This is a genomic window from Streptomyces sp. NPDC012474 (assembly GCF_042955185.1).
Lineage (GTDB): Bacteria > Actinomycetota > Actinomycetes > Streptomycetales > Streptomycetaceae > Streptomyces > Streptomyces cahuitamycinicus.
Genome location: NZ_JBIBEP010000003.1, coordinates 77,369 through 91,563, shown reverse-complemented (window position 1 = coordinate 91,563; position 14,195 = coordinate 77,369). Strand labels below are relative to the sequence as shown.

At 68.7% G+C, this 14,195-nt stretch carries 12 protein-coding genes; 4 read left to right on the top strand and 8 right to left on the bottom strand.

Annotated elements, in window-relative coordinates; genetic code table 11:
• The first annotated feature begins 68 nt into the window (after nt 1–68).
• Nucleotides 69–299, top strand: a complete 231-nt coding sequence (locus ACFY9S_RS08510) for a hypothetical protein (protein ID WP_391124490.1) — start codon at nt 69–71, stop codon at nt 297–299.
• Nucleotides 300–384: 85 nt separating this feature from the next.
• Nucleotides 385–729 carry a hypothetical protein gene (locus tag ACFY9S_RS08505; RefSeq protein WP_391124487.1) on the top strand — a complete coding sequence of 115 codons (345 nt, stop codon included), beginning with the start codon at nt 385–387 and terminating at the stop codon, nt 727–729.
• 91 nt (nt 730–820) lie between these two features.
• Here ACFY9S_RS08505 and ACFY9S_RS08500 read toward each other — a convergent pair whose 3' ends face one another.
• The 6 genes from ACFY9S_RS08500 to ACFY9S_RS08475 form a co-directional block, all read right to left on the bottom strand.
• Complete coding sequence (locus tag ACFY9S_RS08500) at nt 821–1,723, bottom strand: hypothetical protein (protein ID WP_391124484.1); 903 nt, start codon at nt 1,721–1,723, stop codon at nt 821–823.
• A gap of 777 nt (nt 1,724–2,500) precedes the next feature.
• The gene (locus ACFY9S_RS08495; protein WP_391124482.1) at nt 2,501–3,058 is read right to left on the bottom strand and encodes a hypothetical protein; all 558 of its coding nucleotides are present in this window, start codon (nt 3,056–3,058) and stop codon (nt 2,501–2,503) included.
• The gene (locus ACFY9S_RS08490; RefSeq protein ID WP_391124479.1) at nt 3,055–3,723 is read right to left on the bottom strand and encodes a hypothetical protein; all 669 of its coding nucleotides are present in this window, start codon (nt 3,721–3,723) and stop codon (nt 3,055–3,057) included. Before ACFY9S_RS08490 ends, ACFY9S_RS08495 begins: the two co-directional genes overlap by 4 nt.
• Nucleotides 3,704–4,300 carry a hypothetical protein gene (locus ACFY9S_RS08485; protein ID WP_391124476.1) on the bottom strand — a complete coding sequence of 199 codons (597 nt, stop codon included), beginning with the start codon at nt 4,298–4,300 and terminating at the stop codon, nt 3,704–3,706. Before ACFY9S_RS08485 ends, ACFY9S_RS08490 begins: the two co-directional genes overlap by 20 nt.
• Nucleotides 4,301–4,333: 33 nt before the next feature.
• Nucleotides 4,334–5,560, bottom strand: coding sequence for a putative T7SS-secreted protein (locus ACFY9S_RS08480; RefSeq protein WP_391124473.1), 1,227 nt, complete (start codon nt 5,558–5,560; stop codon nt 4,334–4,336).
• Nucleotides 5,557–5,868, bottom strand: a complete 312-nt coding sequence (locus tag ACFY9S_RS08475; RefSeq protein ID WP_391124470.1) for a type VII secretion target — start codon at nt 5,866–5,868, stop codon at nt 5,557–5,559. Before ACFY9S_RS08475 ends, ACFY9S_RS08480 begins: the two co-directional genes overlap by 4 nt.
• Nucleotides 5,869–6,020: 152 nt before the next feature.
• Between ACFY9S_RS08475 and ACFY9S_RS08470 the strand changes: the two genes are divergently transcribed.
• On the top strand, nt 6,021–6,701 hold the full coding sequence (locus ACFY9S_RS08470; RefSeq protein WP_391124467.1) for a hypothetical protein: 681 nt from the start codon (nt 6,021–6,023) through the stop codon (nt 6,699–6,701).
• Nucleotides 6,702–6,768: 67 nt separating this feature from the next.
• On the opposite strand, the gene ACFY9S_RS08465 is transcribed toward ACFY9S_RS08470, so the two are convergent.
• Nucleotides 6,769–7,071 (bottom strand): WXG100 family type VII secretion target, encoded by a 303-nt coding sequence (locus tag ACFY9S_RS08465; protein ID WP_033309092.1) that lies wholly within the window; start codon nt 7,069–7,071, stop codon nt 6,769–6,771.
• A gap of 387 nt (nt 7,072–7,458) precedes the next feature.
• Between ACFY9S_RS08465 and ACFY9S_RS08460 the strand changes: the two genes are divergently transcribed.
• On the top strand, nt 7,459–12,096 hold the full coding sequence (locus ACFY9S_RS08460) for an FtsK/SpoIIIE domain-containing protein (RefSeq protein ID WP_391124464.1): 4,638 nt from the start codon (nt 7,459–7,461) through the stop codon (nt 12,094–12,096).
• Nucleotides 12,097–12,241: 145 nt separating this feature from the next.
• Here the strand turns inward: ACFY9S_RS08460 and ACFY9S_RS08455 are convergent, their stop codons facing one another.
• Nucleotides 12,242–14,128 (bottom strand): protein kinase, encoded by a 1,887-nt coding sequence (locus ACFY9S_RS08455; protein WP_391124462.1) that lies wholly within the window; start codon nt 14,126–14,128, stop codon nt 12,242–12,244.
• Nucleotides 14,129–14,195 lie beyond the last annotated feature (67 nt).

The window sequence follows — 14,195 nt, the reverse complement described above, 5'->3', positions numbered from 1 at the left end:
TGTAGATTATCAACGTGTCGCTGTGGTCTTGCGGTTGGGTCGGCCGAGACGAGTCTCATCTATGTCGCATGATGTCTGGAGTCCGGACCGAGCGGACGGTGGCCGCCGATGCCCCCGGCGGCGGAGAGCTGGGATCGCGTCGTGTCGAGTACGTCGTCCCCGTACCTGGCGATCAGGGCCGCTGGGTCGGCGTCGTCTTCTCCGCTCTCGGGGCAGGTGACCCCGAGGACGAGATAGCCGACCTCTTTGTGGAACTGTTCGACGCGATGATGAGTACCTTTCGTTGGAGCCATTCATGAGCTGGCCATATGTGGACTTCGACACCGACCTGTGGATGAAAATCCCGGATTCCTGGGAGGGCACCCCCTGGATGGGACCCAAGGAATGAGGTCGCTCCCTGTCTACGTCGCCTCCGTCGAGGCGGAGGGCGATCGCGACGAGACCTTGCGGGAACTGGTCACCACGGATGACCCGGACCTTGCGGAGAAGCCGATTGTGGAGAACTTCACCACCGAGGCTCTCGGCACCGGTCTGCGGTCCCTGCGCTACACGCAGACGGAGGAGGACCGCACGATCGTCGCGGGAGTGCGATACGCCTGGCGCAGCCAGGAGGCCGGCTGCGACGTGGTGGTCATCGCCGCAGCCCCGGATCCGCGCCGAATACTTGGCGCCATGGACGACATCGATGCGTTCGTCGAGCAGATCACATTGACCGTCAGCTCGGGCTGACTGTCTCTCCAGCCCGGCCCCACGTCAACTTGGTCTCCGACACGTCCGCCGTGTGACCCATGTCCACTTCGTCCAGCCCCACCATGCCTACTCAGTCGAGCGGCACTTCGTCGACAACGGTCTCCTTGAAGCGCCACGACCCTCGATTGCCCACCGCCTCCGCACGCAGGCCCGTCTCCCAGGCGATCCGTGCCGCCCGCCCGTGCGTCAGGTCGGGATACTCCTCAGGCGCCACCTTGATGTAGCCACGCCGGTCGGCGGGGTACGTCCGCAGAGCCTCGCGCAGCTTCCGCTCCTGCTCCGCCTGCGTGGAGTTGTCGCGCGTCACGGACTTGTACGCCTTCCGGAATCGGCCGGGCCCCTTCTGTTCGTCCCGGCGTCTAGCGGCGTCCGATCCTCGCCATGTCATCCAGCCGACGGAACCGATTGCGGCAAGAGCGAAAGCGCCCGCACTGACTACGTCACCCGTCGCGTCCGCCTGCCCCGGAGTCTGGGGGCGGAGCTCCCCCTTGGGATCCGCAATCACGGTGAGCACCTGGCCGATGTCGTAGAGGTCCGACGTCGCTTCCATCTCCGGTCCCGGAACGCGAGTACCGTCCTGCCGCTCCAACGTGTAGTAGGGGAGACGGGCCTTGCGTCCCTGCGGCGGGTCCAGCCGTTCCTTGACAACTGTGGCCGTGACCTTCTCCCCTCGATGTTGAAGCGTGAGATCATCGCGCGCCACACCGATCACGTAGGCGGACATTACGGACGTGAACACGATGAACAGCGAGGCGTAGAGGCTGGAACTCGCTGTCCCCAGCTTCTCGATGAGAATAGCCAGAAGCACTCCGTGCAAGATCCACAAAGGGACCTGGACAACAGGCCCGAAGTGATCCGCGAGCAGGAACATCCCCACGATGACAGTGAGCACGTAACAGCCGATGCCGACCGCCAGGGGGATGCGATACTGCTCACGGATCCCCCGGACCTCACCATTCCTATCGGCGCTCATACCTGCCTCCCGATTCGATCTCGGTCCAGGCCTTCGGTCCTTGAGTGGTGGTCTTCGTACAGGACACAGGGACCGAGGTGGTCAGGCTGCTGTCCTTCGGTGCAGCAGAGGGCGCCAGCTGCCGTGCACTTCAGCGCGTCGACGATGTCTCGACCATCACGCATGGTTGCCGTTCCGCGACAGCGGCGGCAGACGGCAGGGCTTGGGGCTTCCCGTCCGTCTCTGCGTCAAGGCAGTGTCACCGCCGACCTGCCGTTTGACTCTTCCCTTGCCCCTTCTTCCGAAGCCTCCGCACCCGCTCCCGATTCAGCGCCGCCCGCTCCGCGGCCCGCGCCCTGGTCCTGCGGTGGACGATCCAGCCCACCAGACCGGCACTGAGGACGTAGGCCAACAACGCGCTGCCGGTCCCGGGGATGTAGGCACAGCTCTCCGCGCGGCAGTTCCTGCCGGGAAGCCCGCTGAGCAGAAGGAAGAACGGCCCGAATGCCGCCACGCAACAGATCGTCGTACCCGCGGCGTTCAGCCCCCGCGCCAGGCGGCTCCCGCCAGAGACCCCGGACGCGCACCGAAGCCAGCCGGTCACCCCGAGCGCGGTGACCACCCCAAGGCCGCCTCCGACTGCCCAGGCGCCCCCGGGCAAGTCCACCAACGCCGGTACGACCTCACGCGCGAACCGTTTCCCAAGGCCCATGACCAGCAGGATCACGCCCATACCGACGACCAGCCCGAGGATCACTCCGACAATCCCCAGGCCACCTCGCAAGCTACCTGCGCGTCTCACTGCACCCACCGCAGGGACCCCGAAATGGCATCGCACAGGCGCTCCATCGGCCCCGACATCCCGGTGAGCGGAGCCGAGAAGGAGAGCGTCAAGTAGCCTGCCCCGCCAGGCATGAGGACATGAACGCTCAGCGTCGTGGCATCAAGAACGCGGACGGCCGACCCCGCCGCGAGCTCCACCACCGACACCTGCCGCCTTCCCGGGCCCTCCGGCTCTCGCAGCTCGAGCCACGCCGCGTACTTCTCCGGGTCAGCTGGGGTATCGCCCAGCGGAATCAAGGACACTAGGAGCGAGGCCGGGAGGCCGCCGTCCCGTGAGGTCGTCAGGAGGAAGAACTCCATGGCCCCGCGAGTCCGGCCGGCCTCAGCGGTGTTGCGCAATGTGGTCCAGACGTGTCGCTTGAGTTCAGCGGAGACGTGCCGACCCTCCGACTGGGCGTCGACGAACGTCTTGAGCTGAGCGCGCCAGCGGTCTCGCATGAGGTCGACACGGAACCACTCGCGAGGAACCAGCAGTTTGTAGTCCCTGGGCGCACCCGCAGGTGGTGAGTTCACCCCGGCATCACCAGCGGAGCTCCCTCGGCATCGAAGAAGCGAACGCTCTTCACCACCCCGGCGAACATGGCGGAGAAGACGTCCCACCCTTCGACCGTCGGCGTGCCCATCTCCAGCAGGAGTACGGTCCCGTTGTTCAGCGGTATCTGTACCTGTATGAAGGACGTCCAGATCGGCTCGTCCCCGCCCGACGGCGTCAGACTGCCGTCGATGCTGGAAGACCGACTGCCGACGCATGTCACGGCCGGGCCGCAGGGCAACTGCACTTCACCGATCTGTCCGAGCTCCAGGTGCCGCATCGTGGTGGCGATGAAGCCCACCGGATTGCTGCCGGCTCGCTCATCGAGGTCCAGCAGGCTGACGTTCACCGTCGCTGTGCAGCGGACACCGTCGACCTCCGTGGTGACGAAGCCCGCGTACTGCACGCCCGCCTCGATGAACTCGTCGTAGTGCGCCACACACATCGCGGCGTACTGCACCTGCACTTCCTCGTCGGCGCCGGGCAGCGCCTGTTTGGCCAAGTCGAGCAGTTGCTCACCCAGCTCTTCCAAGTCATCAGCCTCGAAAGGCAGCTCGAGGAAGCCCTCCGGCATGATCCAGCGAACCTCTATGCCTCCGCTTTCTGCGAGGTTGAGCCGGGCTTCGTCAACGGTGTCCGTGGTCATCTGCGCCTTTGCTCTCGGACTGTTCGCGATCAGCCACTTCGGGACGGAATCTCGCGGCGAAGGGGTAGGGCCCGTAGTGCGGGTAGTGAGCGGGGATGTCAGCTCCTCCCCGACGAGCGACGTGGGCGATCTGCCGGTACTTCGCCGCCCGGGCCCGCAGGTTCTGCTGGACCGGATCGCCCCATTGTGAAATCGCGCTTCGCACGAAGAAGAAGATCTCAAGCGCCAGGACGGCTCCGGCGACCGCCAAATAGGCGTTGCGGGCTGCTGCGGTCTCCCAGTACTGAGCCACGCCGGCCCAATAGGTCACGGCCCCGAAGCCGACGAGCGCCAGCGGCACTCCGTGCTTGAACCCTGCGTTGAACATGTCCTCTTCGTCGACATGACGCCGGCGCAGCAGTTCGAGCACCGCTCGGTCGTCCAGGAAGTCGAACCGAAGCTCTCGCCGAGCTTCCTCCGCGGCCCGCTTCGCCTCGGGCACGGCAACGATCACTGAGCTCTCGACCAGCGTAGCCACGTCACCGCCCCGCCGGCCGATGAACTCCCGCGGCCCGAGGTTCCGCTTGTCCTCGTTCATAGCTTCTGTCCTCCTTGAACGGATTGCCAAGCCTTAGGCCGCCAGGGCCGCATTGAACGGCTTCGGCGTAACGTTCGGAGCGGGACCGGGCGAAGGCGACGGCGCAGGTGTGGGCGTAGGTGTAGGTGTACTGGCGGCAGGCTCCTGGTAACCGGTCCTCTCGCCGTTCTCGCCGCTGAGCATCCTGTGCAGGGCGCTGCCCAGACCGGCCCCCTTGATCACTCCCGTGATCTTCCGGCCCTCTATCGCGCCGCGGCCTGCCTTGCCCAGAACCCAGTTGACGCCCTTGACGGCGATCCCGTTCATGAAGTTGTCTCCCACACCGCGGAGTGCGGCGGAGCCTCCCACCTTCAGCTTCGCCAGTCCCTTGACGCCCTTGAGAGCCTTGATCCCCTTCAGGGCGCCAAGTCCGGGGAACACTCCCAGCGCATCGGCTCCCAGCTTCATCCAATCGACCTTCCCGCCACGCACCGTCATGTCGTATGCATGGCCGGCGAGCGCAGCCGCGCTGGTCACCACGGCAAGGGCCGCGAATACGGGAGCCAGGAACTGAAGGGGCGGGACGAATGCGCAGATCACCGCAAGCACGGACAGGACGGCCGAGATGTTCGACAACATATCCGCCCAGTCCGCCAGCAGGTTCATGAAACCACCCGGATCCCGGACCGCATCATGGTGCACGACGTTCCTGATGTGACGGGCCGCCTTGTCCCCGGCGTCGTCATAGATGTCCCGGGCGTCCTTCACCGCCTTGCGAGCAGCACCGATGTCATGCAGGGCCTCGTCGCGCTTCTTGACCCAGCGCTCGTACTCTTCCTTGTCCGCGGCGGGAACGTTCTGCGCGGGATGCTTTTCGGTGAACTTCTTCACCTCGTCGTCCGCGAGGTCATGGTCGGCTTTGGCCTCACGGTAATCGGCAAGCGCCTTGTCCGCCTTCCGCTGCGCGCGGCGCATTTCACTGGCGAACTGATCCGAGCTGCCCTCGCGCACGTCCTCCCCGACGGCCTTGGCCGCCTCGTCATAGCGTTCGAAAGACTTCTTCAGCTTGTCCGCCGTGCCGCCAGCCAGTTCGTGGAAGCCCTTTCCGGCCTCACTGTCCCAACCCTCCACCGAGGCGAGGGCCTTGATGACCCGGGACTGTTCCTCGATCATGTCGGCCATCTTGCGCAACTTGCGTCCCAGTTCGGCGACCTCCTCCGGGTCACCCGGTGTCGGGTCGTCGTGCCACAGAGGCGGCCAGTCGGCGTCGGTCCTGCTCACTTCTTCCCCTTGCTCTGCGCCTTGGCATCACGTATGGCCTTGGCCAGTTCCTGGTCGATCTCGTCGTACGCCTTGGCGGCGGTACGCGTGAATTCGGCCAGCTGCTCAAGTTCCTTCATCAGTTGCTTGCGCGTTTTCTTCCAGGTGTCCCCGAATTCCCCGAAGGCATCCTTTAGTCCACCGTGGCCTACCGCCTGACCGTACTCGTCCGCAGGATTGCCGTTCCGCTCGAACTCGCCATGAATCTTTGTCAGGTCTCGTGAGCACTGTTTGATGGCGGCGAGATCCGCCTTTATGTGATCCCCCATCAGCGATGCCTCTCTATGGCTCTACAACTTTTCTCGGTGCGAATCCGACGAGCGGGGGCACGATGCGGACTCCCTCACTCCTCCTGCCACCCCGTACGGGATACGCTCTCGATACACCAATCCCGTTCCGCGTTGGCGAGGAGAGTCTTGACGTGACATCTACGGACACGCAGCGCGTGGCAATGGACCGCCTGGGCGTCGACGCCGAAGCCGGCGACTGGTGCTGGATCGGCAAGATCCCGCAGCCCCCCGCCGACGTACTCCAGGCCGCAGGCAACCCCCGTCTCCGCCCGGCGAGACTGCCTCCACTGGGCATGATCGGCGCGGTGCTCGGTGCACCGTTCATACCTCTCCTCATGCTGTTGCGCCTTCTGTCCGATGCGGAAGAAGCCGTCAAGCGATCCCTCGACAGGAAGGAAGAGAAGGAGCAGCGGCGCGCCAAGGAGGAAGAGGACAAGCGCCGGGACGCCGCCATCGCCCAACAAGACCTCGACAACGTCTTCGACGGAAACTGGCACGGCAACGCCGGGCAGTTCCTGCTGCGTTGGTACAGCCACTCCACCCACCACGAGCGCATGCTGCTCGCGACCCAGGAGGGGATCGTCCTGGCGGCTCCGCCGAAGCGCGTCAGCGTGGGGCGGGAGAAGCACATGCAGATCGTCGCCCGGCTTCCCGCCTCCGAGGCGACCCTCGTCGACCCCTTCTCCGGCGAGTTCGAGACGAGCATCCTGCTCATACGTTTCCGCGACGGATCCTGGCTGCGCGTCGACACGGAAGAAGTCCGCAGCGATCTTCACATGTACGTGCTCCGGCAGCCCCTGCCCGACAGCTAACGGGCGTCGGCCGGACGCCTGCCCGGTGCGTTCGGCATGCCTGCCGCACCGGGCAGGCGTCTCACGCCTACTTGCTACGAGCCTGCTTAGCCAGCTCCTCGTCGATCTGCTCGAACTTGTCCGCAGCCATGGTCAGGTAGTCACCCATGCCGTCCAGACCGTCCAGCGTGTCCTTCATGCCGCGCACGAACTCGTCGAAGTTCTCGTCGAACGCCTTCGAGGAGCTCTTCGTGACGTAGCCGCCCTGGACGAGGTTGTTGATGTACTTCTTCAGACCTTCGAGCTTCTCCTGGAGCTTTTCCTTCTCCTTCACGACATGCTTGGCTGCATCCCGCATGTCCTGATATGTGACATCAAGGTCCTTGGCCATGAAGCCGCTCCCTCTCGCAACGCCGCAGGGCCAACCCCCGTGGCTTCCCTGTTTGCGGACTCACCGACTCGGAAGCCGAGTTGCCGGTCACAGCCGGCAACCGGTGTGATCGTCCGCTCTTGCGCCAGCAGCTTACGGGTGTGGCCTGTGGTGCCCCATACCCGGCTTGTGAACGAGCCGTCATGAAAGCGTGTACGACGTTGCCATCGGGAACATCACGGCCGCTCCCCATTGCCCCGCCGTCGTACCGAGCGGATATCGTCCCTGTACCGCTGTGACCCGCCTGGCGTGACTGAAGCGATCGATCAGCAAGCGGTCAGCACAGCGGCAACCAGCGACAGACACCACAGCGGCCATACCGGCCCAGTGGCACGGGGAGGACAAGTCGTGCGCCTGACTCTGACCGTCGTCGACCCGTACGGCGGTGGCACCGCCGACGTCGTGCTCGATGCCGATCCTGAGTCCACCGTGGGGGACATCGCGCAGGAGCTGGCCAAGCAGGTGGGGCACAGCGGGGCGCAGGTCATCCCGCTCGGGCAGCACCGGCACGCGCCGGCCAACAACGCACCCCTCGTGTACGTGGACGGATATGCCGTCGATCCCGGCGCCACCGTCGTGGGGTCGCCCCTGCGCGAGGGTGCCGTCGTCAGTCTTCAGGATCCGTCCGGGTGTCTGCCGGGTGAGCCCACCGGGCTGGTCGAGCTGCGCGTGGTCGGCGGGCCCGCCGCCGGGTTCGTGCACCGGCTCGGCGTCGGGCGGTACGACATCGGCAGCGGGGCGGCGTCGTACGTCCGTATCGACGATCCCGAGGTCGATGCCCGGGCCCTCACCCTCTCCGTCGCCACCGACGGCACCTGCCAGGTCGCCGTGCACATGGACAAGGAACACGTCACCCTCGACGGCATCTCCCTCGCGGGGGACGAGGACAAGGACGAGCCCAGCGGCAAGAAGCGCGGCAAGAAGAAGGACCAGGAAAAGGAGAAGGAGAAGGGAGGGAAGAAGGACGGCCCCACCGAGTGGCCCCTCGGCGCTCAGGTCGGCGTCGGCAACACCCTTCTCGAACTCACCCGCTACACACCCCCGAACGCCGCCCTCAAGTGGTCCGACGACGGCGTGGGCCTCGACTACAACCGGCCCCCGCGGCTGCGTCCGCCCGAGCGGCAGACGACCTTCCGGCTGCCGTCGTCGCCGCGTGAGTACGAGGCCAGACCACTGCCCTGGCTGATGGCACTGACGCCGCTCGTCGGCGCCCTCGTGGCAGTGATGATCTTCCAGCGCTGGTACTACCTGATCATGGCGGCCCTCAGCCCGGTCCTGCTCTTCGCCAACTACTACAACGACAAGAAGCACGGGCGTAAGTCGCACGCCAAGCAGGTCAAGGAGTACGAGGAGCAGAAGGAGCGGATCGAGAAGGACGCCCAGGACGCGCTCGTCGCCGAGCGGAACGACCGGCGGCAGGCCATCCCCGACCCGGCGACCGTGCTCGCCCTCGGGACCGGGCCCCGCACCCGCCTGTGGGAGCGGCGGCGCACCGACCGCGACCACCTCCTGATCCGTTTCGGGACCGGGCAGTTGCCCTCCGAGGTGGTGCTCGACGACCCCGAGCAGGACGACCACCGCCGCCAGGTGACCTGGAAGATCGAGGACGCGCCGGTCGCGCTGCACCTGCGCACCCTCGGTGTCGTCGGCATGGCCGGGCCCGGGGACTCCGTCCGTGCCCTCGGGCGCTGGGCCGTCGCGCAGACCGCGGCGCTGCACAGCCCGATGGACGTGCAGTTCTACGTGCTGAGCGACAATGCCGCGCAGGAGTCCTGGGACTGGGTGCGCTGGCTGCCGCACGCGCGGCCGTCCGGCGGACAGGACGTCAACGCGCTCGTCGGGACGGACGCCGAGACCGTCGGCGCCCGCATCGGCGAGCTGACGCAGATCCTCGACGCGCGCAAGAAGGCCGCCGAGGAGAACAAGTCGCAGGGCGGTTCGAGCTTCAGCGACCCCGACATCGTCGTCGTGTGGGACGGGTCGCGGCGGCTGCGCTCGCTGCCGGGTGTGGTGCGGCTGCTGCGCGAGGGGCCTTCGGTGTCCATGTTCGCCATCTGCCTGGACGCCGAGGAGCGGTTCCTGCCCGGCGAGTGCCAGGCGTACGTCGTGGCCGAGCCGAAGGCCGAGGAGTACCAGCCGGCCGCCCAGCAGGTGCAGCAGTCCGCCGGCGGTTTCCCCTCCTTCCAGGCCTGGCACACCACCGCGCAGCAGCCCGAACAGGCAGAGCGCACCGAGCGGTTGAGGCTGCGTGTCGAGGAGGCCGGGGCGGAGCGCCTGAAGGACGTACGGCCCGACTTCGTCTCCGCCGCCTGGTGTCTGCGGCTGGCCAGGTCGCTGTCGCCGCTGCGGGACATCAGCGGTGAGACCGAGGACTCGGCGCTGCCGGGTTCGAGCCGGCTGCTGGACGTGCTGCAGCTGGAGCCGCCGACCAGTGAGGCGATCGTGGCCCGCTGGCGGATGGGCGGGCAGTCGACGCTGGCCGTCATCGGTGAGTCGTACGACGGGCCGTTCGGCCTCGACATCCGCAAGGACGGGCCGCACGGTCTGATCGCCGGTACGACCGGCTCGGGTAAGTCGGAGCTGCTGCAGACCATCGTGGCGGCGCTGGCGGTGGCGAACACGCCCGAGAACATGACGTTCGTGCTGGTCGACTACAAGGGTGGCGCGGCGTTCAAGGACTGTGTGCATCTGCCGCACACCGTCGGCATGGTGACCGACCTCGACGCCCACCTGGTGGAGCGCGCCCTGGAGTCGCTGGGCGCGGAGCTGCACCGGCGCGAGCACATCCTGGCCGCCGCCGACGCCAAGGACATCGAGGACTACCAGGACCTGGTGCGCCGGGACCCTTCGCACCAGCCGGTGCCCCGGCTGCTCATCGTCATCGACGAGTTCGCGTCGATGGTGCGTGACCTGCCGGACTTCGTCACGGGACTCGTGAACATCGCCCAGCGTGGCCGTTCCCTCGGTATCCACCTGCTGCTGGCGACGCAGCGGCCGTCCGGTGTCGTGTCTCCCGAGATCCGCGCCAACACCAACCTCCGTATCGCGCTGCGGGTGACGGACGGCGGCGAGTCGTCGGACGTCATCGACTCGCCCGAGGCCGGGCACATCTCCAAGAACACCCCGGGTCGCGCGTACGCCCGGCTCGGGCACGCCTCCCTGGTGCCCTTCCAGTCCGGCCGGGTCGGTGGCCGCCGGCCCGGGGCGGCCGACCCTGCCGTGCTGATGCCCTGGGTGGGCCCTCTGACCTGGGAGGACCTGGGCCGGGCGGCGCTGGTCAAGCCGAAGGCCGAGTCCCGTGAGGACGAGGAGATCACCGACCTGAAGGTGCTCGTCGACACCATCCGCGACGCCAACAGCTCCCTCGGTATCCCGCCGCAGCACAGCCCGTGGCTGCCCGCCCTGGACGAGACGCTGCTGCTGGACGACGTGGAGCTGCCCGCGTTCGCCGGCGGCCCCGGCAAGCTGCCGCCGGCGCCGTACGGCATCGAGGACCTGCCCGCGAGCCAGTCGCGCCGCCCGGTCGCCGTGGACTTCTCCTCCTTCGGGCATCTGATGATCGGCGGCGCCCCGCGCAGCGGCCGCTCCCAGGTGCTGCGCACCCTCGCCGGTTCCATCGCCCGTACGCATTCCATCGCCGACGTGCACCTCTACGGCATCGACTGCGGCAACGGCGCGCTCAACGCGCTGACCCGGCTGCCGCACTGCGGTGCGGTCGTGAGCCGTAACCAGACGGAGCGGGTGGTCCGGCTGGTCAACCGGCTCAAGGGCGAGATGAGCCGCCGCCAGGACGTGCTGGCGGACAAGGGCTTCGCGGACATCGGCGAGCAGCGGGCGTCGGTCCCCGAGGACGAGCGGCTGCCGCACATCGTGGTGCTGCTGGACCGGTGGGAGGGCTGGGTGCCCACCCTCGGCGAGGTCGACCACGGGTCGCTGACCGACGAGTTGCAGACGATGATGCGCGAGGGTGCGAGTGTCGGTATCCACCTGGTCCTGACGGGTGATCGGACGCTGCTCGTGGGCCGGATCGCGACGCTCACCGAGGACAAGTACGGTCTGCGGCTCGCCGACCGCAGCGACTTCTCGGCGCTGGGGATCCCGGCGCGGAAGGTGCCGGAGGAGATTCCGCCGGGGCGTGCGTTCCGCAACGAGTTCGGTACGGAGACGCAGTTCGCGCTGCTCGCGCAGGACACGACCGGTCAGGGTCAGGCGGCGGCGCTGGCGGCCATCGGCGAGGCGGCCGCGGCCCGCGACGCCTCCGTCCCGCGCTCGCGTCGCCCTTTCCGGGTCGACAGCCTGCCCAGCCGCATCTCCTTCCCGGAGGCGTGGGAGATGCGCGATCCGGAGGCGTCCCGTTCACGGCTGTTCGGTCTGGTCGGCATCGGCGGCGACGAGATCGTCGGCTTCGGCCCCGATCTGGCGGAGGGCGTGCCGGCGTTCGTCATCGCGGGCCCGGCCAAGTCGGGCCGCTCGACGGTCCTGCTGAACTTCGCCCACTCGTTCCTCTCCCAGGGAACCCGGCTGGTCATCGCGGCCCCGCGCCAGTCCCCGCTGCGCCGGCTCGACGGCACGGACGGCGTGCTGAAGGTCTTCACCGGTGACGACATCGACGAGGACGAGTTCGAGGAGCTCATCGACCAGGCGTCCCTGGAGGAGCCGATCGCGGTCCTGATCGACGACGGCGAGATCCTGGAGGACTGCGACGCCGAGAGCCAGATGAAGAAGCTGGTCTCGCGCGGCGCCGAGCGGGGCCTCGCGCTCGTCATCGCCGGTGACGAGGAGGACGTGTGCAGCGGCTTCTCGGGCTGGCAGGTGGACGCGAAGAAGGCCCGGCGCGGCATCCTGCTCTCGCCCCAGGAGTCCTCCAGCGGCGACCTCGTCGGTGTCCGCCTCAATCGCGGCATGGTCGGCGGCCAGGTCGCCCCCGGCAAGGGCATGCTCCACCTCGGCGACGGGGAGCTGCGTACGGTGGTCATTCCCGGGTGAGGCGATGAGCGGGGCTTCGACGAGGCCGAAGCGGAGGAAGGCGGCGGGGGCGGCCCTGCGGTAGGAGCACCGGCCGGCCTCGTCTCCACCCCCGCGGCCGGGCTGCTGATCAGCCTGCTGGTCGGGCTCAGCCGCGGGGCGGTCCCTACCGCACCTTCGACATCCGGGCCTGAGGGCGGCCCGACTCCGCGCTCTCCGAGCGGTACTGGAGGTCGTCGCCCACCGGCTTGAGGTGGACGGTCGTCTTCGCCGGGTTGCAGCCGCTGTGATTGGTCTTCGCGCCGACCGACGTAGCGACGAGCTCCGTCTTCGTCACCTGCTTCAGGGTGAGTACGTCGACGCAGACGCCGCCGATCTGGTCGGTCTGGCGGAGCTTGCCCAACTCCTCGCCGACAGCGGCCGGTCCGACGGTGATGCGGAACGTGCCGAGGGGCAGTCTGCCGTCGAGGGCGACGCCCTGGCCCTCCCAGGTGCCGAGGTAGGCGGCGGGCACCGTACCGGAAGGGGCGGAGCTCGCGGTCGCCGCCGGCGGCGAGTCGGACCCGCTGCCCGCGTCCGAGTCGTCCTGGCCGCCGCCTCGCCCCGGCAGCAGGTCGAACACGAACACCGACCCGATCGTCACGGCCGCCATCGCCCCCGCGACCGCCAGCGCCACGGAGCAGCTCAGCCTCCGCACTCGCCCGCCGCCCTCGCCCTCGGGCGTGGACGTCGCCGCGACGGATACGGAGACCCTCCCGGGCCGCCGTCCGGAGGCGGGGACGGTGTCCTGCGGATGGTCACCGTCCCGGGGCTCGGGTACGGCGGCGAAGTGGGGAGCGGGGGGCATCACCGGGGGCGGGGCCGACCCGGGCGGCGTCACCCCGGGCGGCGTCACCCCAGCAGGAGCCGCCCCCGACGACATCACCCCAGGCGGCGTCACCCCAGCAGGAGCCGCCCCCGACGACATCACCCCGGGCGGCGTCACCCCAGCAGGAGCCGCCCCCGACGGCATCACCGGGGGCGGGCCGAACACCCCCCTCCCCTCGCCCCCCACCCCCTCGCTCCCGGCCGTTTCCGACGCGCCCACCGAAGGGCTGCTGAAACCGACCGGACCCGAAGGCCCCCCGGCCCCCGTCCCCGCCCCGGCCCCCGCTCCCGTCACCTCCAGGTTCAGCAGCCGCACGGCACTGCGGCTCACCTGCTCCACCAGCGCCCCCGGCAGCCACCCGCCCGCCACCAGCCGGGCCGCGCCCTCGGGGGCCAGCCGGCGGGCCAGTTCCGCGGGGGCGGGTCGCGTGCCCGGGTCCTTGGCGAGGCACTCCGCTGCCAGGCCCCGCAACTCCCCGTCCAGCAGGCCGAGTTCCGGCTCCTCGTGGACGACCTTGTAGAGCAGGGCGGCGGAGGAGTCCCCGGGGAAGGGCGGCAGGCCGGTCGCCGCGAACGCGAGGACCGCGCCCAGCGAGAAGACGTCGGCGGCGCCCGTGACGCCCTGGCCCAGGATCTGCTCGGGCGACATGTAGCCGGGCGAGCCGATGGACACACCGGTGGACGTGAGGGACGCCGTGCCGTCCGTGGCCCGGGCGATCCCGAAGTCGATCAGCAGCGGGCCGTCCAGGGTCAGCAGGACGTTCGACGGCTTCACGTCCCGGTGCACCAGCCCCAGCTCGTGCACCGCCGCCAGCGCCTCCGCGAGCCCCGCGCCCAGCGCTCGTACGGTGGGGACCGGCAGGGGCCCGCCGTCGGCGACAGCGGCCGACAGCGACGGACCGGCGGCGTACGCCGTGGCCACCCACGGCACCCGCGCGCCCGGGTCCGCGTCCAGGACGGACGCCGTCCAGGCACCGCCCACCCGGCGCGCGGCGTCGACCTCGCGCCGGAAACGCGCCCGGAACTCCTCGTCCAGGGCGAAGTGCGGATGCACGATCTTCACGGCGACCGTACGGCCACCGGCGCTGCGGCCCAGGTAGACCCGGCCCATGCCGCCGGAGCCCAGCCGGCCGAGCAGCCGGTAGGGCCCCACGACGGTGGGTTCGTCGACGTCGAGCGGCCGCATGGGCGTCACCCCTCCCCCGTGGGCAGGCGGGGACGACTCCGGTCCCGGTACGCCTGCACTCCCCAGC